This is a genomic window from Streptomyces xanthophaeus (assembly GCF_000725805.1).
Lineage (GTDB): Bacteria > Actinomycetota > Actinomycetes > Streptomycetales > Streptomycetaceae > Streptomyces > Streptomyces xanthophaeus.
Genome location: NZ_JOFT01000017.1, coordinates 382,712 through 402,687 on the forward strand (window position 1 = coordinate 382,712; position 19,976 = coordinate 402,687).

The 19,976-nt window shown below is 73.3% G+C and carries 11 protein-coding genes; 10 read left to right on the forward strand and 1 reads right to left on the reverse strand.

Features of this window, described 5'->3' with window-relative positions; all coding sequences use genetic code 11:
- Positions 1-260 precede the first annotated feature (260 nt).
- The 10 genes from IO30_RS0112430 (at position 261) to IO30_RS0112475 (ending at position 18,379) form a co-directional block, all read left to right on the forward strand.
- On the forward strand, positions 261-1,628 hold the full coding sequence (locus tag IO30_RS0112430) for an NAD(P)/FAD-dependent oxidoreductase (protein WP_157853211.1): 1,368 nt from the start codon (positions 261-263) through the stop codon (positions 1,626-1,628).
- A gap of 114 nt (positions 1,629-1,742) precedes the next feature.
- Positions 1,743-9,575 (forward strand): type I polyketide synthase, encoded by a 7,833-nt coding sequence (locus tag IO30_RS0112435; protein WP_051902150.1) that lies wholly within the window; start codon positions 1,743-1,745, stop codon positions 9,573-9,575.
- On the forward strand, positions 9,572-12,112 hold the full coding sequence (locus tag IO30_RS0112440) for a KR domain-containing protein (RefSeq protein ID WP_051902152.1): 2,541 nt from the start codon (positions 9,572-9,574) through the stop codon (positions 12,110-12,112). The genes IO30_RS0112435 and IO30_RS0112440 overlap by 4 nt, the downstream gene beginning before the upstream one ends.
- A gap of 28 nt (positions 12,113-12,140) precedes the next feature.
- Positions 12,141-12,575, forward strand: a complete 435-nt coding sequence (locus tag IO30_RS41875) for an ester cyclase (RefSeq protein ID WP_051859871.1) — start codon at positions 12,141-12,143, stop codon at positions 12,573-12,575.
- A gap of 132 nt (positions 12,576-12,707) precedes the next feature.
- Positions 12,708-13,568, forward strand: coding sequence for an oxidoreductase (locus IO30_RS0112450; RefSeq protein ID WP_031142273.1), 861 nt, complete (start codon positions 12,708-12,710; stop codon positions 13,566-13,568).
- 57 nt (positions 13,569-13,625) lie between these two features.
- On the forward strand, positions 13,626-15,020 hold the full coding sequence (locus IO30_RS0112455) for a cytochrome P450 (RefSeq protein ID WP_051859868.1): 1,395 nt from the start codon (positions 13,626-13,628) through the stop codon (positions 15,018-15,020).
- Positions 15,017-16,528 carry an aldehyde dehydrogenase family protein gene (locus IO30_RS0112460; RefSeq protein ID WP_051859865.1) on the forward strand — a complete coding sequence of 504 codons (1,512 nt, stop codon included), beginning with the start codon at positions 15,017-15,019 and terminating at the stop codon, positions 16,526-16,528. Before IO30_RS0112455 ends, IO30_RS0112460 begins: the two co-directional genes overlap by 4 nt.
- Positions 16,525-17,781: a cytochrome P450 gene (locus tag IO30_RS0112465; RefSeq protein ID WP_051859864.1), complete on the forward strand. Its 1,257-nt coding sequence runs from the start codon at positions 16,525-16,527 to the stop codon at positions 17,779-17,781. Before IO30_RS0112460 ends, IO30_RS0112465 begins: the two co-directional genes overlap by 4 nt.
- Positions 17,778-18,008, forward strand: a complete 231-nt coding sequence (locus IO30_RS0112470) for a ferredoxin (protein WP_031142281.1) — start codon at positions 17,778-17,780, stop codon at positions 18,006-18,008. Before IO30_RS0112465 ends, IO30_RS0112470 begins: the two co-directional genes overlap by 4 nt.
- Positions 18,005-18,379, forward strand: a complete 375-nt coding sequence (locus IO30_RS0112475; RefSeq protein ID WP_031142283.1) for a DUF5372 family protein — start codon at positions 18,005-18,007, stop codon at positions 18,377-18,379. The genes IO30_RS0112470 and IO30_RS0112475 overlap by 4 nt, the downstream gene beginning before the upstream one ends.
- A gap of 35 nt (positions 18,380-18,414) precedes the next feature.
- Here the strand turns inward: IO30_RS0112475 and IO30_RS0112480 are convergent, their stop codons facing one another.
- Complete coding sequence (locus IO30_RS0112480) at positions 18,415-19,677, reverse strand: cysteine desulfurase (protein WP_037893745.1); 1,263 nt, start codon at positions 19,675-19,677, stop codon at positions 18,415-18,417.
- Between the last annotated feature and the right edge of the window lie 299 nt (positions 19,678-19,976).

The following is a 19,976-nucleotide window of genomic DNA, read 5'->3' on the forward strand; positions in this document are numbered from 1 at the left end:
CGCGATCCGATACCGCCCCAAGAGTCTCAGGATGCTTTCTCGGCTGGCGAGAAAGTATCCCGCCGACCGCCGCGCGACCACCGCTCTTCTCATTCGACGAGAAATGCATGGCTTTCTCATGGAGCGAGAAGCCGCAGGTCCGAGGCCTCTTCAATATAAATTGACAGGCCAAGTTGATTTGTTATGGTGCTGACACCGGATTCGATCCGGGGCGTTTTCGTTCACATTCACGTTACATTCACGGCCAACGGGGGGCCTTCGTGTATGACGCCATTGTCGTCGGCGCGCGCATTTCCGGCGCATCCGTGGCGATGCTGCTGGCGCGTCTCGGACACCGTGTCCTGCTGGTCGACCGGGCCCGCTTCCCGAGCCCCACCTCGTCGTCCACCAACCTGATCCACCCGCCGGGCGTCCAACGGCTGCAGGAGTGGGGGGTCCTGGACCGGCTGAGCGGCCACACGATCCCCCGCATCACCAGCTACCGGCTGCAGAGCGGCCCCGTGGGCATGGAGGCCCGGCTGCCGCGGGTCAAGGACGTCGACTACGCGCTGTCACCTCCGCGGCTGGCCCTCGACGAGGCTCTCGTACGGTGCGCGGTCGACGCCGGCGCGGAACTGCGCGAGGAGACCTCCGTGCAGGACCTGCTGCGCGACGACGACGGCACCGTCGTCGGGGTCCGCGGCACGACCAAGGGATCGGGGCCCTTCGAGGAGCGCGCCGCCGTCGTCATCGGGGCCGACGGCAAGAACTCCAAGGTGGCGCAGCTGGTCTCCGCGGCCAAGTACCGCGACCAGCCGGTGCTGAGCAAGAGCCTGTGGACGTACTGGGACGGGCTGCCGCAGCCCTCCCTCGTCCGTACGTACCGCAAGAACCGGCGGCACCCCTTCACCTGGCCCACCCATGACGGTCTGACCATCGTGGGCGTCGCGTGGCCGACGGAGGACTTCCCCTCCCCCGGCTCGGACGAGGCCACGGACAAGGCCGTGACCGACGCCCTGGCCGACGTCGACCCGGAGTTCGCGGAGCAGATGCGGGACAACCGGCGCGCCGACCGCTGGCTCACGGGTGCCGTTCCCAACTTCCTTCGCACGCCGGCCGGTCCCGGATGGGCCCTGGCCGGTGACGCCACGGCCACCCGGGACCCCATCACGGCCTCCGGCATCACCTACGCCGTGCTGGGCGCCGAACTCCTGGCGGCCGCCGTGGACAAGGGCCTCACCGGCCGCGTCCCGATGCGCCGGGCCCTGGCCGGCTACGCCCGGGAGCGGGAGCAACTGGTCACCGGCCACTACGACTACACGCTCGACTACGCGCGCATCGCCGACCACGGTCCGGAGGAGCGCGCGCTCATCGAGGCGATGGGGCGCAGCCCCTGGCACGCACGCGACATGATCGGCCTCTTCGCCACCGTCGTGCCGCCCTGCGACTTCTACTCCCGCGCCAACTTCCGCGCGCTCTTCGACTATCTCGACGACGAGAACGGCCTGCCGCCCAAGATCCGGATGCTGCGCTGGCTCCTGCACGGCGTGCCGGGCCTGCCCGCGGCCCCCGCCAGACTCGCCGACCGGCTCGTCGCCGCCAATCTCGGCCCGATGGGTGACCTGCTGCTGCGCAGCGCCAGGCCCTGAGCCGCGCCTCATCCGCGCGCTCGACCCGTCCCACCACTGCTCACCGCCGATGGCGTGCCGAGGCTGCCCCGAGGGGCCGCCCGTGCAACGCCGCGTTCCGAGGGGATCCCCAAGATGTCCAGCACTCCGCCCGCCTCCGGGCCCGTACTCCTCTTTCCCGGCCAAGGCGGCTTCGACGGCGCCGCGTTCAGCCGTGCCGTCGCCGGACACCCGCAGTTGCGCGCGGTGTTCGAGTGCATCGACCCGGTGACGGAGGAGGCCTACGGACGGCGGCTGACGGACACCCTGTTCCAGGACGCGCCGCTGGAACTCGCCCAGCTGCTCCGGGACGAGGCGTGGGTCTCCCAGCTCGCCATCTACGGCACCGGCCTGGCCGCGTACCGCATCCTGACCGACAACGGGGTCCGGCCGTCGGTGCTCGTGGGCCACAGCCTCGGCGAGATCACCGCGCTCGTCGCCGCGGGCGCGTACTCGCTCGAGGACGGCGCACGGATCGTCCTGCGGCGTACGAGCGCCATCGCCGGGCGGGACACGGGCAGCGGGGCGATGGTCGCCCTGTCCGCTTCGCCGGAACGCAGCGCGGGCATGGTCGCCCTCGTCGGGGACCCCGCACTGGCCGTCGCCACGGAGAACCACGACGCCCAGACCGTGCTGAGCGGTCCGGGCGCGGCGATCGCCAAGGTCAAGGCCGTCGCGGAGCAGCTGGGCATCGGCTTCGCCCAGCTGGACGCCTCCTTCGCCTTCCACAACCCCACCCTCGCGGGGGCGGCCCCCGGTTTCGCCGCGGACGTCCGCGGACTGCGGCAGCGCCCGCTGGCCGTACCGGTCTACTCGCCGATCCTGCAGCGGTTCTACGAGGACGACGAGAGCCTCGGCGACCGTCTGGCCGACCACTTCACCCAGCCGGTCCGCTTCTCCGCCGCCGTCCGGTTCCTGCACGAGCGCGGTGAGCGCACCTTCGTCGAGGCGGGCGGCCGGGCCACCCTGGCTTCGCTGGTCCCCAAGGCCCTGCTCGGGGTCGCGGCCGAGGACCTCACCGTGCTGTCCACCCTGTCGGTCGGCCGGGGCAACGCGCTGCGGCTGCCGGACACCCTGGAGACCCTGCGGGAGGCCGGGCTGGCCTCGCGGCCCGGCGGCCTGGACGCGGTGCGCCTGCACCTGGCGCCCGGTCTGTCGGAGGACGAGTTCACCGCCTTCTGGGCGCAGTCGGGGCGCGAGGTCGCGGACCTGGTGGCCCGACGGCTGACCGTGTTCCGGGACACGGCCGGCGCGATCGGCACCGCCGTGGCGTCCGCGGCACCCGCGGCACCCGCACCGGCTCCGGCTCCGGCTCCGGCCGTGGAGGAGTCGCGGCCGTCCGCCGCGGCCGCCCCCGCCGACCGGCCGGGACGCGAGGAGGTCTTCGCCGTGCTCCGCACCCTGTACGCGCAGGCCCTGGAGTACCCCGAGGAGGTCTTCACCCCCGGCGCACTGCTCGAAGCGGAGCTCGGCGTGGACTCCGTCAAGCAGGTCGAGCTCCTCTCCCGCGCCTCCACCCACTACGGACTCCCCGCACGCGCCTCGGACTTCCGCCTCGGCGACTACGCGGGCCCCGCAGAGCCCGCGCCCGCGCCCGTACCCGCGCCCGCGCCCGCCGCGGCACCCGCCGCCTCCGCACCCGCGGAGGAGGAGGTCTTCGCCGTGCTCCGCACCCTGTACGCGCAGGCCCTGGAGTACCCCGAGGAGGTCTTCACCCCCGACGCGCTCCTCGAAGCGGAACTCGGCGTGGACTCCGTCAAGCAGGTCGAGCTCCTCTCCCGCGCCTCCACCCACTACGGACTCCCCGCACGCGCCTCGGACTTCCGCCTCGGCGACTACAGCGGGCGAACCGGAGGAAAGACCCCCATGAACGACCTGAACGACCTGAGCGGCAAGATCGCCCTCGTCACCGGCGGTGCCCGCAACGTGGGCAAGGCCATCTCCACCGCCCTGGCCGCGCGCGGGGCACACGTACTGATCAACTACTTCCACTCCCACGAGCAGGCCAAGCAGACGCAGGATGAACTGCGGGCCCTCGGCGCCGAGGTCGACCTGCTGCGTGCGTCGGTGGCGCGGCCCGAGCAGGTCACCAAGATGTTCTCGGAGATCGAGCGCCGCTTCGGACGGCTCGACATCCTCGTCAACAACGCGGCCAACGGGGCGCTCGTCCCGGGGCCGGAGGTCACCGACGAACTGCTCGACAAGGCCCTCGACACCAATCTCAAGGGCGGTCTGCGCTGTGCCCGCGCCGCCGCGCCGCTGATGGCGCGCGGGGGCGGCGGCTCCGTCGTCAACGTGTCCGCGCTCGGCGGTTCCCAGATGGTCATGGCCAACTACCTGGCCTGCGCCCCGGCGAAGGCCGCCGTCGAGGCGGCCGCGCGGTACCTGGCCGTGGAGTTCGCCCCCCAGAACATCCGGGTCAACACCGCGTCCGCCGCGATGCTCACCAGCGAGGTCGCGGACGCTTTCCCCGACGCCGAGGCCATGCAGGCCGCGATCGTGGCGGGCACCCCGCTGGGACGGCTGGGCCGGCCCGAGGAGTTCGCCGAGCTGGTGGCCTTCCTCGCCTCGGACCGGTCCTCCTGGATCACCGGGCAGCTGATCCTCGCCGACGGCGGCCTGACCCTGGGCGCCCCGCTGCTGTCACCCCCGGCCCGGACCGCGGAGGCCCCCGCGGCGGCCCCGGAGCCCGTCGAGGAAGTGCACGAGGAGACGTCCGCCGAGGCACAGGCCGAGCCACGGCCCGGCTCTCCCGCCGAGGCGCAGATCGACGCACCCGCCGAAGCGCAGGCCGAGGGACACGACGACGCGTACGACGCGTACGCCGACCACGACATCGCCGTCGTCGGCATGGGCCTGGCCGTCAGCGGAGCCAGCTCCCCCGAGGAGTTCTGGCAGCTGCGCACCACGGGCCGCGAACTCTTCGTCGAGGTGCCCGAGGACCGCTGGGAACGGGCGAACTTCTCGTCGCGCGAGCGCACCGACGAGGACAAGTCGTACCAGGACACCTGCGTGTTCATCACCGACTTCCACCCCGAGCGCGCCGCGCTCGACGGCCTCACGGACACCCCCGACGAGACCGAGCTGACCACGCTGTGGCTGCGCCACTCGCTCGTCCAGGCCCTCGACGGGGTCCGCCACGCCCCGTCCGACCGGTTCTCCTTCCACGTCGGCTACACCGCCGACGGCAGCCAGCACCTGGAGGAGGCGGGGGTCCTCGCCGCCGCCCGCCACCTGACGTCCGAGGTGGCCGCGGACATCGACCTGCCCGCGGACTCCCGCGCGAACCTGCTGGGCCGCGTGGACAAGGTCCTCTCCGGCCGCTACCACCGCGGCGCCACGGCCACCCCCCGCTTCCTGCCCCACCAGGTGGGCCGCCAGGCCATGGCCGGCGTGCTGCCGGACCACACCCAGATGCAGATGGTCGACACCGCCTGCTCCTCCTCCCTCTATGCCATCGACATCGGCATCAAGGGCCTGCTCATGGGCAAGCAGGACATCGCCGTGTGCGGCGGGGCCTTCGCCCTGGCGCCCCGTGGCACGGTGCTGTTCTCCAAGCTCAAGGGCCTGTCCCAGCGGGGCGCCGTGCACGCGCTCGACGCCGAGGCGGACGGGGTGATCTTCGCCGACGGTGCGGGGGTCGTCGTCCTCAAGCGCATGAGCCGCGCCAAGGCCGACGGGGACCGCGTCCTCGGGGTGCTGAAGGCCTTCGGGTCCTCGTCCGACGGCAAGGGGAAGGCGATCTACGCGCCGAGCTCGACCGGGCAGAACCTGGCCGTCCAGCGGGCGCTGGAAGCCGGTGGCCTGGAGGGTTCGGACGTGGACTGGGTCAACGCCCACGCCACCGGCACGCCCGCCGGCGACCTCGCCGAGTTCACCACGCTGCGCCAGCACTACGGCCTCGCCCGGACCACCGCGGTGACCTCGAACAAGTCCCTGATCGGGCACACCGGCTGGGCCGCGGGCGTGGTCTCGCTCATCGAGTCGATCCTGGCCATGCGGGAGGAGACCATCCCCGGCCAGTACCGCTTCTCCTCCGCCCCCGGCTCGTTCGAGCTGGACTCCTCCCGCCTGGACATCTCCAGCAGCGCCCGCCCGTGGCCCGCCGTACCGGGACGGACCCGTGCGGCGGCGATCTCCGGCTTCGGCTTCGGCGGCACCAACGCCCACCTCATCCTCACCGAGCAGGGCGGGACCGGGCACGGCGGCGCGGAGCAGCGCGCTGCCGTGCGGAGCGCGCGGACCGGGGCCGGTACGTCCGGGCCCATCCCCGGCACGGACCGCATCGCCGTCGTCGGCTGGTCGGCGAAGCTCCCGGGGGTGGACGAACGCGCCCAGGTGCTCGACTGGCTGGCGGGCTCGCGCGAGGTGGAGAACGGGTTCGGCGAGAAGTACCCGACTCCCCCGTTCCAGCAGGTCCGGATGCCTCCCGCGACCGTCCGCACCATCGACCGGTGCCAGCTGATGATCCTGGCCTGCGCCCACGACCTGCGGGACCAGCTCCCGGAGTTCTGGCAGCGCCACGCCAAGCGCACCGGCGTCGTCATCGGGCACATGGGACCCACCCGCGCCGCGATGCTCTACGCGAACCGCTGCTACCTCGACGACATCGAGCGCGGCCTGCGCGAGGACGGCGAGCTCGCGTCGGCAGCCGGGCTCACCCCGCTGCTCGACGGGCTGCGCGAGCGGGTCCGCTCGATGGTGCCGGCCTCGAACGAGGACTCCTTCCCCGGGATGATGCCGAACGTCATCTCCGCACGGGTGGCGAACTACTTCGACCTCAACGGCCCCAACATCACGCTCGACGCGGGGCTCGCGTCGACCGTGTCGGCCTTCGCGACCGCCGCCCGCTACCTCCACAGCGGCGAACTGGACTTCGTCCTCGCCGGCGGCATCAACGGCAACAGCCTGCCCGAGTACGGCGACCTGCTCGGCGAGGTCTTCGAGCAGCCGGTGGACCTGGCCGAGGGCGCCTTCCTCTTCGGCCTCACCACCGAGCGTGCCGCCAAGGAGGCGGGCCTGCAGATCCTCGGCTACGTCGACGAGGCCGACGCCGGTGCGACGGCCCGCCGCGACGACGCGGGCCGCACCGTCCTCGACTGCGGCTCCCGCGGGGAGTCCGGCCGCTACCTCGGCGCCTCGGGCGCGGTGGAGATCCTGCGCGCGCTCCAGCGCGGCGCGGGCCCCACGGAGATCCGCTGCCGTGAGAACGGCCACGACGTGGCGACGCGTCTGCTGGTGACCGGCCCGCAGGAGGAACGGCAGGAACAGCAGCCTCAGGAGGAACAGCAGGAGCAGGAGCCGCAGGGCGCTGCCACCGGGCTCCGGTCCGGCGCGCCTGCGGAGGTCACCGGCACCGTCGAGCGCTACGCGTCCACCCTGCGGCCCGAGCCCGCGGCTCCGCGCGGAGCCGCGGCGGCAGCCGTCCCCGACGGCGCGCTCGTCCTCACGGACCGGCCCGAGCTGGCCGCGCGCCTCGTGGGCGGGGCCACCGGCTGTGTGGTGCTGAGCACCACCGGGGAGGCGGCCGAGCGCCTCGGGGTGATCCACGTGCGCCCCACGCCCGAGGCCGTCACCGAGGCGCTGCGCGCCGTCCCCCACCCGCTGCGCCACGTCGTCCTGGTGAGCGACCTGTCCGCCTCCGCGCCGCCCTCCTCCGCCCTCACGGCGCAGCACCCGGGCCTGACCGCCCTGCACGACCTGGCCTTCCTGGTGGTGCAGCAGCGGTACGAGGAACTGGGCCACGCTTCGGCGTCCGTGGTGTTCGCCCTGCTCGGCGCCGTGCCGGACGGGGTGGCGCACCCGCTGGTCGGACTGTTCACCGGTCTGGTCAAGTGCGTGCGCCTGGAACTGGCCGACGCACAGGCCTTCGCCCTCGTCATGGCCACGGCCGACGCGGACGGGGCGGCCGCGCTGATCGGCACCGAGCGGGTCAGCGAGCGCGCCTTCCCGGTGGTCCACCACGACGGGACCCGCCGGCTCGTCCCGGCGCTGGTCCCGCAGAGCTCCACGGCGCCCGCCGTCGCGGGCACCACGGGGGCTCGGCCGCTGGAGCGGGAGTCCGTCGTGGTCGCACTGGGCGGTGCCCGGGGCATCACGGCCGAACTGCTCGTGGCCCTCGCCGAGCGGCACGGCAGCCGGATCTACGCACTGGGCAGCAACCCGGTCGACTCGTACCCGCCGGAGGTGTTCCGGGGCACGGACGAGGAGTTCGCGGCCACCCGCGCCGCCTACATCAAGGAACGGCTGAAGGCCGGCGGGCAGACCGTCGCCGAGATCAGCAGGTCCTTCGACCGGATGGCCGACGCCCGCACCGCCCGCGCGAACCTCGAACGGATGGAGCGGCACAGCGGCGCGGGCCGGGTCACGTACCTGACGTGCGACGCCCGTGACGAGGCCTCGGTCCGCGCGGCCTTCGACACCGTCCACGCCGAGCAGGGCCGCGTCGACCTGGTGATCAACGCACCGGGGCTGAACCGGTCCGGGCTGATCCGGGACAAGGACTTCGGCGAGTTCCGCAGCATCCGCGACCTGAAGGTGTCGGCGCACCGCAACCTGCACCGGGCGCTGGCCGGACGGCCGCCGCGGATGTGGTGCGACTTCGGTTCGCTGCTCGGGTTCTTCGGGCAGCGCGGGGAGGCCGACTACGCCTCCGGGAACGACTACCTGGCGACGGCCGCGGGGTACGCGGCCCGGGCCACCGGCACCGACGAGTTCGTCGTGGGGTGGACCCTGTGGGACGAGGTCGGCATGGGCGCCGACGAACTGACCCGCGAGTACTTCAAGCGGGCCGGCTCGTACACGCACATGCCGGTCGCCGAGGGGGTGCGGCACTTCCTGGCGGAGCTCACCACCCCGCACCGGGTGCCCTCGCACGTGCACCTCGGTACGGCCGAGCGCGCCACGGTGGAGTCGTTCTACCCCGGCTACCTCGACGGTCCGGACGCGGCCGCGGCGGCGCCCTCCGACCGGCGCGGCCGGTTCTACCTGCGCCGGACCGCCGGGGAAGAAGCCGGGACGGTCCGCTTCGAGTGCCCCTTCGACCTGGACACCGACGCGTACCTCCACGGGCACCTGGTCCGCGGTGTACCCACCCTCCCCGGCACGTTCGTCACCGAGGTCGCGGCCGAGGCCGCGCTCGCCCTGGTGCCGGGCGGCTCGGTCGTCGCCTTCGAGGACGTGCGCTTCCTGCACTTCCTCCAGGTCCGCGAGGGGGTGGCCCAGGGCCCGAAGAAGATCACCGCCACCCTGGCGGAGCGGGTCGGCGACGTGACGGCGGTGGACGTGTCCATCACCCACGACGTGGTGGCCCCTTCGGGTGTGCTGCTGGTGGCCGACAAGCCGCACTTCACGGCCCGCGTCCTGGTCAGTGACGCCTTCCCGGCCGCGCCCACCTGGCAGGCCTGGGACGACGAGGGCGGCTTCCCCGTCGCCGACCCGTACCACGCGGCCTCGGCGCCGGTGCTGCTCAGCGGTGACTTCGAGGTCACGACCGGGACGCGCAGGTACCCCGAGGGGTCCCGGTCGCTGTACCGGCCGTCCTTCGGTACGGCGTCCGGCCCCTGGAAGGACTTCCTGATGCCGGCCGTCCTGCTCGACGCGATGGCCCGTACCGGGGTGCTCGACCCGGTCGACGGTCTCGTGCCGGTGGCCGCGCCGCTGTCCATCCGCCGGATCGACCTGTACCAGAGCGCCAACGACCTCGAACTCAGCGAGCGGCACGGGCCCTTGGATCTGTACGTGACCAACCCCGGGTTCTCCGGGGAGCGGCAGGAGGGGAACCGCTTCGTCGCCGTGGCCCCCGGCGGCCGGGTGGTGGCGCAGATGAAGGACCTGGACGCGACCGTGATCGGGCACCTGGACCCGCAGACCGGTGTGGTGCACCCGCCCGCACCCGTGGCGGCCGGCCGGCAGGCGGCATCGGCATGACCGTACTGACCGAGGCCGCGACCGCGGCTGCCATCGCGACCGCGACCGCCGAGGGCTCTGCGGGGGCCGTCACCGCGGCTGCCTCCGATCCCACGACCCGTCCCGTGCAGCGCATGGTCTGGCGGCTGGCCACGGCCCCCGCTCAGGAGCCCGCCCGGTCCCTCGCCGGCCGCCGGATCACGGTGGTGGGCGGCGATGCGGCGACCGCCGGCAAGGTACGGGAGGCCCTGCGGCTCCAGGGTGCGACGGTCGCACCGGCGGGCCGGCCGGCGGCCGGGACGGCGGGTCCGGCCCCCGACACGGTCGTGGACCTGACCCTGGCCGAGCGCTTCGTCCCCGGCGTGCCCGGGCAGTGGCGCGAGGCACTGCTGCGCACCTTCGGGATGCTGCGGGACTGCTACGAGGAGTGGAGCCGGGAGACGGCGGCCGACCGCCTGACCTACCTCGCCGTCACCTACCACGGCGGCGGGATGGGATACCACCCCGCCGACGATCTCGCCCAGCCGCTGGGCGGCCTGTGGGCGGGCCTGGCCAAGACCCTGCACCGGGAGCTCCCCAACTGCCGGGCCCGGGTGCTGGACACGGCCCTCGCCGACCTGGACGCCCTCCCCGGGCGGATCGTCTCGGAGCTGGTGCGCCCCGGGCTCAGCGAGATCGGCCACCGGGACGGCAAGCGCTGGACGCTCGCCCCCGACCGAGTGCCGCCGGGCCGCCCCGCCCTGCGGTGGACCGCGGCCGACACCGTGCTGGTCAGCGGCGGCGGACGGGGCATCGGGATGGCCTTCGCACGGCAGCTGTGCTCCGAGTTCGGCCTGCGCGCCGTGGTCACCGGCCGCGCCGAACTGCCGCCCGAGGACACCTGGGACGGCTACACGGCCGAGGCCCTCGCGGAGCGCCGCGGCGCGCTGTGGGCGACCCACCGGGAGGGCCGCGCCGTGTCCCGGATCCGCCAGGACATCGCCCGCGCGGAGAGCACCTGGGAGCTGGTCGCCAACCTCCGCTCGGCCCGTGCCGAGGGACTGCGGCTGGACTACCGGCCGTGCGACTTCACCGACGGCGAGCAGGTCCGAGCCCTGGTGGCCGGGCTCCCCGGGCTGACGGCCGTCGTCCACAACGCGGGCGTGGACCGGCCGACCCGGCTGCCGAACAAGACGGACGAGGACATCGCCGCCGTGGTGTCCACGAAGGTCGACGCCTTCGTCCATCTGGTGGCGGCGGTGCGCGGCCTCGACCTGAAGGTGCTGTGCACGGTCGGCTCGCTGACCGGCAGGCTGGGCGGCATGGTCGGCCAGTTCGACTACGCCGCCGCCAACGAGTGCCTGGCCCGGCTGGGCATGTGGGCCGAACGGCAGGTCTCCTTCCCGGTGATGACGCTGGCCTGGCCGACCTGGGCCAGGCTCGGGCTGATCGCCAACTTCGAGGCGAGCCTGCGGTACATGACGGCCATGGACGTCACGGAGGGCCTGGCGCACTGGCGGGCCGAGCTGCTGGCCGGCAGCCGCGGCGAGGTGTCCTTCGTCGGACCCCTCGGCCGCGCCCTGGACCCCGTACAGGCCCTGGGCTATCCGATGACCCCGTCGCTGCCCGGCTACGCCGAGACCTATCCGAAGGTGTTCCACGTCGGCCGGCCCGAGGTGTTCGAGACCCATGAACGCCTGTGCTCGGTCGTCGAGTTCGACCCGTCGACGAGTCCGGCCGTGGGTGACTTCACCGTGCAGGGCGCACCCGCCCTGCCGGTCGGGCTGCTGCTGGAGAGCGCCGTGCGCGGCGCGGAATGGGTCGTGCCGCAGGACCTGCCGGAGCAGACCCTGCACGCGGTCGAGGACGTACGGGTGCCGTGGCCGCTGCTGCGCTGCCCGGCGGACGGTCCGCTGCGGCTGCGCCGTGACGTGCGGGCGGCCGGCCTCGTGGACGGACGGTGGACCGTACAGGTCACCTTCCGCCCGGTGGACGCGACGGACGCGACGGACGCCCCCGCGACGGCCCCGGACACGGACGGGGACACGGCGCGGATGCGCCTGGTCTTCGCCGAGGCGCCGGCACCCGGGGCCGCGGACGCCGCCGACTCCGCGGCCGTCGCTGCGGACGCGGACCTCCCGCCCGCCGCCCCGCTGCCCGCGGCCCGCACCGGCAGCCGGTCCGGCGCAGCGGTGACCACCGTGTTCACCGACGCGCCGGTACTGGGCTGGCGGGGCCTCGTGGTCCCGCTGGGCACGTGGCGGCCGGCCGGCCGGCACGGGATCACCGTCGAGGTGGGCCGCTGCCACCCCCACGACCTGTGGGCGGTTCCGCAGCCCCCCACCTGCACGCTGCCGGTGGCCGCGGTCGAGAACCTCGTCCGCGCGGTCACCGAACGCACCCCGGGGCTGTACTCCACCCCGGACCCCCTGGTCGTCCAGCAGCTGACGCTGCACGGGGCGGCCCCCGAGCGGGTCCGCCTGACCGGCGACCCCGCCCTCGGTGTCTGGCGTCTCGACGACGCCGCCACCGGACGCACCGTGGCCCGCGTCCGCGGGCTCGCGGCCCATCGCATCTGACCCTTCCCCACCCCAGAGGAGAACCACCGTGACCACGACCGAGACCACCCAGGTCAGCGCCAACCGCCGGGTCCTGGAGCACTACTACGAGGAGTGCCTGAACAAGGGCAACCTCGACGCCGTCTACGACAAGGCGATCCCGGGGCACATCAGCCACGGCACGCGTGCGGACGGCTTCGAGGGCGTCGAGCACCTGCGCGAGTGGGTCCGCATCCAGCGCGCCTCCTTCCCCGACCTCCACGTGGTCGTCGACGAGTGGATCGAGGAGGGCGAGAAGGTCGTCCAGCGGTTCACCGCGCGCGGCACCCACTCCGGCGACGACTACTACGGCGTCCCCGCCACCGGCCGGAAGATCGAGATCTCCGGCATCGTCATCGACCACTTCGTCGACGGAAAGATCGTCGAGAGCTGGTTCTCGATGGACGGCATGGAGATCGCCCAGCAGCTCGGCATGCTCGGCTGACCCCTCCGGCGGGGCCCCGGCCCCGCCCCCCGGACCCGGACCGCCGAGGGCACGAACTTTTCGTCGATGCCGTGTCCCGGCGGTCCGTCACCACCCCATCACCAGGCACTACGGACAGGAAGGGCAGACGCGATGACTCAGGCGCCGACCGCTCTCGTCACCGGTTGTTCGTCGGGTATCGGCCGTGCCACCGCGCTGCGGCTGCACGCCGCCGGGTACACGGTGTACGCCACCGCGCGCAAGCCCGAGACCCTCACCGCACTCACCGCCCTCGGCATGCACGCGCTCGCACTGGACGTCACCGACCCCGCCTCCGCCCGGGCCGCCGTGGAGCGGATCGAGTCGGAGCACGGCTCGGTGGACGTGCTCGTCAACAACGCGGGCTACGGGCTCTCCGGCACCTTCGAGGAGACCGGACTCGACCAGGTACGGGAGCAGTTCGAGACCAATGTCTTCGGCCTGGTCGGGCTGACCCAGCTGGTGCTGCCCGGCATGCGCCGGCGCGGCCGCGGCACCGTCGTCAACGTGTCCTCGATCTTCGGCAAGTACGCGGTGCCCGGCGGGGGTTACTACCACGCCAGCAAGCACGCCGTCGAAGCCCTCAGCGACGCGCTGCGCCTGGAAGTGGCCGGCTTCGGCATCCGGGTCGTGGTCGTCGAACCAGGCCCGGTCCGCACCCCCTGGGGGCAGACCTTCCTGGACCGCATCCCCGACGGCCGCAGCCGCGCGGACTCCCCGTACGCCCGGTTCCACGAACGCGCCGCCGCGTACTACGACGCGATCTACAACGGCACGCGCAGGACGCTCGCCGGAACCTTCGCCATCGAGGCCGAGCAGGTGGCCGAGGCCATCGAGAAGGCCGTACGGCGGCGCCGGCCGCGGGCCCGGTACCCGGTCGGGTTCCTGGCCGCCAGCACGATCGCACTGCGCCGCGTGGCCCCGGACCGGATCTTCGACAGCGCCTTCATCAGGCGCCAGTTCCCCGTCCCGTGACCCACGGGTGCGGGCGCGGCAGCAGTCTTCCAGGCGAATCTACGAGGTGACGAGACGATGACCACGACGGCGCCGACCCCGGCGACCACGGCACGCGGGAAGACCGCGACCGGACCACGAGGCGTTCCCGTCCTCGGCAACCTGCCCCAGTGGAAGGGCGACACGGCGGAGTTCCTGCTGCGCGCGCAGCGCGACCACGGGGAGGTCTCCCGGCTGCGCCTGGGGCCGTACACGGTCCACCTCGTGACCGAACCCGACGCGGTGAGCCGCGTCCTGAGGGAGAACAGCGGCAACTACGTCCGCGGGGCGCTGTACGAGCAGTTCCGCACGGTCATGGGCGAAGGGCTGCTGACCACCGACGGCGACTACTGGAAGGCCCACCGGCGGGCCGTCCAGCCCGTGTTCCTGCGCAAGGCGGTCACGGCCGTCGAGCCCAACGTCGTCCGGGCGACGAACGAGATGCTCGACGAGTGGGAGGTCAAGGCCCGCCGCGGCGAGCCCGTGGACCTGGTCGCCGAGACCCTGCGCCTGACCCTCGTCACCCTGAGCCGGGCCCTGTTCGGCTACGACATCCGGCCCGCCACCCCCGTGCTCAAGGACGTGGTGAACAACGTCATCGAGGTGATGTTCAAGCACGGCTCCGTCGGCGAGATGCTGCCCTCGTGGATGCCGACCCGCCGCAACCGGCTCATCGCCCGCGACCGCAGGATCTTCACCCGGCTCGTCACGGAGATCAGGGACCACCACGCGTCCACCGGCGAAGGCCCCCTGATGGAACTCATCGAAGCGGCCACCGACCCGGTCACCGGGGCGCGGTGGAGCGACGAGGAGATCCGCGACGAGATGCTCACCATCTACCTCGCCGGGCACGAGACGACGGCCGTGTCCCTGCTGTGGACGCTCGTCTCGATCGCCAACCACCCCGGTGTGGCCGAGGAGCTGGACGAGGAGCTCACCCGGGAGCTCGGCGGGGCCGTCCCGACCGCCCAGGACGTGGAACGGCTGCGCTACACGCAGCAGGTGGTCGACGAGAGCCTGCGCATGTACCCGCCGATCTGGATCTACCCGCGCGACGCCGTCGCCGACGACGAGCTCGCCGGCTTCCACATCCCCGGCGGGTCCTCCGTGCTGCTGTCCCCGCTGGTCTCCCACCGCAACCCGCGCTTCTGGGACAACCCCGAGGCCTTCGACCCGCACCGCTTCGACCCCGACCGGGTCAAGGAGCGCCCGCGGATGGCGTACTTCCCGTTCGGCGCGGGCGCCCGGATGTGCATCGGCAACTTCATGGCGCTGCTGGAGCTGCGGATGATCGTGGCGATGATCCACCAGCGGTTCCGGCTCAGCCTCGTGCCCGGGGACTTCCTGCGCTACGGGGACACCGCGATCTCGCTGCGCCCGCGCTCCAAGGTCATGGTCCTGCCCCAGCCGCGCGAGCGGGGGACCCGGCCGTGACCGCCGTGATCCCCGACCACCGCCCGGGCTCCGGGACGGCGTCCGGACCGGCGGCGGTCGCCGGGGCCGTGGACGGCGCGCGCCGCGCCCAGCCGGACTGGGAGGCGCTGGGCTTCTCCGGCCGTAAGAAGGCCCTCGACGCCTGGCGGGTGCTGATCCTGCGCCGTACGGAGGAGCTGGTCGCCCTGATCCGCGAGGAGACCGGCAAGACCGCCGACGACGCCCGTCTCGAAGTGGTCCTCGTCGCCGACCACCTGCGCTGGGCCGCCGCCCACGCGGGGCGGGTGCTCGGCCGCCGCAGGGTCTCCTCCGGCCTGCTCATGTTCAACCAGTCGGCCACCGTGGAGTACCGGCCGCTGGGCGTGGTCGGGGTCATCGGCCCGTGGAACTACCCGGCGTTCATCCCCATCGGTCCGGTCGCCGCCGCGCTCGCCGCGGGCAACACGGTCGTCCTCAAACCGAGCGAGCTGACCCCGCGCGTCGGCGCATGGCTCGCCGCAACGCTTGCGGAGGCCGCCCCCGGGCCCGAGGTGCTGCGCATCGTGACGGGCGACGGGGACACCGGTGCGGCGCTGTGCCGGGCCGCCGTGGACAAGGTCTCCTTCACCGGCTCCAGCGCCACGGGACGGCGGGTCATGGCGGCCTGCGCCGAGAACCTGACCCCCGTGGTGATCGAGGGCGGCGGCAAGGACGCCATGATCGTCGCCGCGGACGCCGATCTGGAGGCCGCGGCCGACGCCGCGGTGTGGGCCGCCATGTCCAATGCCGGCCAGACCTGCGTGGGCCTGGAACGGGTGTACGTGGTGGACGGGGTGGCCGACCGCTTCCTGGACCTGGTCACCGAGCGGGCGGCCGCCCTGCGCACGGGAGAGCGGCCCGACGCCGACCTCGGACGGATCGTCCTCCCCCGGCAGGTCGAGGTCATCCGGTCCCACGTGCAGGACGCGGTGGCGCGCGGCGCCCGCGTCCTCCTGGGCGGTCCGCGGTCCATCTCCGCACCGTACGTGGCCCCGGTCGTGCTGGCCGAGGTGCCCGAGGACTCCACCGCCCTCACCGAGGAGACCTTCGGCCCGGTGCTCGTCGTCAACCGGGTGTCCGGCGTCGACGAGGCGGTCGCCCGCACCAACGCCAGCGCCTACGGGCTGGGGGCCTCGGTGTACACCCGTGACCGCGCCCAGGGGCGGCGCATCGCGGCCCGGCTGCGCACCGGCATGGTGTCGGTCAACGCCGTGATCGCCTTCGCGGGCATCCCCGCCCTGCCCTTCGGCGGGACCGGCGACTCGGGCTTCGGCCGGGTCCACGGGCCGGACGGACTGCGCGAGTTCAGCCGCAGCCAGGCCGTCACCACCCAGCGGTTCCGCCCGCTCATGCAGCCCAATTCCTTCGGCCGGCACCCGGACACCATGCGGACCCTGGTCCGGATGGTGCGGGCCCTGCACGGCCGCCGGGCCCTGTCCGGTGGACCGTCGCCGCGCCGCGGCCTTCCCCATGGAGAACGGACAACGTGACCACATCCCTGTCGCCCGACCTGGCCCGCCTCGCGGACCCCGCCGTCCGGCCCGATCCGTACGAGGTCCTGCGCGCGCTGCGCGAGGCCTCCCCGTACGCCGACCCGGCCAGCGGGATCGTCGTCGTGGGACGGCGCGCGGACTGCGAGAGCGTCCTGCGCAGCCCCAAGGTCAGCAGTGACCGCCGGGGGGCCGGCGTGACCAAGGTGCCCCAGATGCCCAACCTGATGAACCTGGACGCGCCCGACCACACGCGGCTGCGCAAGCTGGCCGGGAAGGCCTTCAAGCCACGCCTGATCGAGCAGTGGCGGCCCCGTATCGAGGAGATCGTCCAGGAGCTCCTCGCGGAGATCGCGGCCGGCGGGGACTGCGCCGACATCGTGTCCGCCTTCGCCTACCCGCTGCCGGTGCGCGTCATCTGCGAGATGCTCGGCGTGCCCCGGGAGGACCATCCGGTCTTCGAGACGTGGGCCCGTTCCATCGCCTACACCGTCGACCCCCAGCTGGTTCCCGGCGAGCTCTCCACCGAGGTGGCGGCGGAGGTCGAGGAAGCCCGGACCGGGTTCATCGGCTACTTCCGCCGGCTGATAGCCGAACGGAAGGCGGACCCCCGCGACGACGTCCTCTCCGAACTGATCGCGGCCGAGGAGGCGGGCGACCAGCTCACCGAGACCGAGCTGATCATCACCTGCGTCCTGCTGCTCGTCGCCGGGCACGAGACCACCGCCAATCTGATCCTCAACGGGATCCTGGGCCTGCTGCGCCACCCGGAGCAGCTGCGCCTGCTGCGCGAGCGGCCGGAACTGGCCGGGGCCGCGGTGGAGGAGGTCCTGCGCTACGACGCCCCCGCCCAGATGATCACCCGCATCGCGCGCGAGCCGTTCACGCTCGGGGAGCTGGAGGTGACCCCCGGGACCCCGCTGCTGGTGCTGCTCGCCGCGGCGAACCGCGATCCGCAGGTGCACCGGGACCCGGACACCTTCGACATCACCCGCGGGGACCCCGGGCACCTCGGGTTCGCGGCGGGACCCCACTTCTGCCTGGGTTCCGTACTGGCCCGGCTGGAGGGCGGCATCGCCCTGAACGCCTTCGCCCAGGCCTTCGTCGAGCCGCGTCTGGACACCGCCGGCCTGCGCTACCGGCCGCACGTGTCGGTCCGCGGACCGGACCGGATGCCGGTCTCGTTCGAGGAGATCCGCCTCGGGGCCGTCCCCGCCGCGGGCTCCGGGCAGGGGACGGGGGCCGGCCGGTGAGCGACCAGCTGTGGGAGCTGTCCGTCGAGCGGAGCCACTGCCAGGGATCGGGGGTGTGCGTGTCGATCGCCCCCGGCCACTTCGGGCTGCGGGACGGCCGCGCCCACCCGCTGAGGCCCGTCGTCAGCGCCGAGGAGACGGTGCTGGAGGCGGCGGAGACCTGCCCGATGGAGGCGGTCTTCGTCCGCGAGTCCGGGTCGGGCAGACTGCTGGCCCCGCCGGAATGACCGGCGACGCAGCGGCGGGACAGGGCGATGCGGTCGTCGTCACCCACCCCGCCCATCCCTTCCGGGGCCGGCGGCTGCGCGTGCGGGCCGTACGCGGCCACGGGCCGGCCGAGGTCCTCGTCTGCGCGGGCCCGGACGGCGCCCCGATGACCGTGCTGCGGTCCTGGACGGACCGTGCGGCGCCCCCGGCCGCGGAGTGCGCGGCCGGGGGCGGCCGGGCCGCCCGTCGGCCCCTCCCGTACGACGAGGGGGGCCGCCCGTTCCGGGTCTCCGAGGCCGCGCTGCGCAGCCTGCGGAGCTCCGTCGAGGAGACGGTCGGCCGGCTCGCGGGCATCGAGGCCCCCGCCGGACGGCCCTCCCCGTGCGCGTGAGCCCCGGCGGCCGTCGCGCTGCCGGGGCCCGCGCGTCACGCGAAGTACTTCTGGGCGGCGCGCACCCCGCGCGCCAGGGCCTCGACCTCGTCGGCCGTGTTGTAGACGTAGAAGCTCGCGCGGGTGGTCGCCGGGACCCCGTAGCGGCGCATGAGCGGGCGCGCGCAGTGGTGGCCGACGCGGACGGCGACGCCCTGGTCGTCGAGCACCTGGCCGACGTCGTGCGGATGGATGCCGTCCACCGTGAAGGAGACGGTGGAACCGCGGTCCTGCGACCCGGACGGGCCGATGATCCGTACCCCGGGGACCTCGGAGAGCAGACCGAGCGCCAGTTCCGTCAGCGCGTGCTCGTGCCGCTCCACCCGGTCCATGCCGAGGGCGTCGAGGTAGCGGACGGCCGCTCCCAGGCCGACGGCCTGTGCGGTCATGGGCACGCCGGCCTCGAACCGCTGGGGCGGCGGGAGGTAGGTGGAGTGCTCCATGGTGACGATCTCGATCATCGAGCCGCCGGTGAGGAAGGGGGGCAGCTCCTCCAGGAGCTCGTAGCGGCCCCACAGGACGCCGATGCCGCCGGGGGCGAGCATCTTGTGGCCGGAGAAGACGAGGAAGTCCGCGCCGAGGGCGCTCACGTCGACCGGCCGGTGCGGCACCGACTGTGCGGCGTCGACCAGCACCAGTGCTCCGGCGCGGTGGGCGCGCTCCGCGATCTCGGCGACCGGGTTGAGCGTGCCCAGCACGTTCGACTGGTGCGTGAGGGCCACGACGGCCGTGTCCTCGGTGATCAGGTCGTCGATGCCCGACAGGTCCAGCCGTCCGTCGTCGGTCAGCGGGAACCACTTCAGGGTCGCGCCGGTCCGCCGCGCGAGCTCCTGCCAGGGGACGAGGTTGGCGTGGTGCTCCATCTCGGTCACCACGATCGTGTTCCCGGCCTTGATGCGGCCCGTCTGGCCCAGGGAGTACGCCACGAGGTTGATGCCCTCGGTGGCGTTCTTGGTGAAGACCACCTCGTCCTGGCGGGCGCCGACGAAGGCGGCCACGGTCGCGCGGGCGTCCTCGTAGGCCTCGGTGGCCTCCTCGGCGAGCTGGTGGGCCCCCCGGTGCACCGCGGCGTTGTGGTTCAGGTAGAAGTCGCGCTCGGCGTCCAGGACTTGCAGCGGCTTCTGCGTCGTGGCCGCCGAATCGAGGTAGACCAGCGGCGCACCGCTGCGCAACACCTTGCGGAGGATGGGGAAGTCCGCCCGGATCCTCCCGGTGTCGAGCTCCGAAATCCCTGCCCGTGCCTCGGCCGACGTGCTCACGTGTACCCCTTCCCTCCGACGAGTTCGTGCACTTCTAACGACCTTATCGCACGTATTCCGTTGCAACGCCGCCGGTGGGCTCCGCCGGGCCGGTGGCCGCGGGGACGGGCGGGAGTCGGGGCGGGAAGCGGGGCGGGCGGCGGGCGAAGGGGATTGAAACACCTCGCGCGCAATTGCGCAGTGGACGAAAGTACACGTGATACGGACCACGAATTCAGGGGCAACTCGGCTCCCCTTGCGCAGTGTTGACCGTGTGGCACAATGCGAGGCGTCTTTGCGCCTGGCCGGAGCAAAGCGTG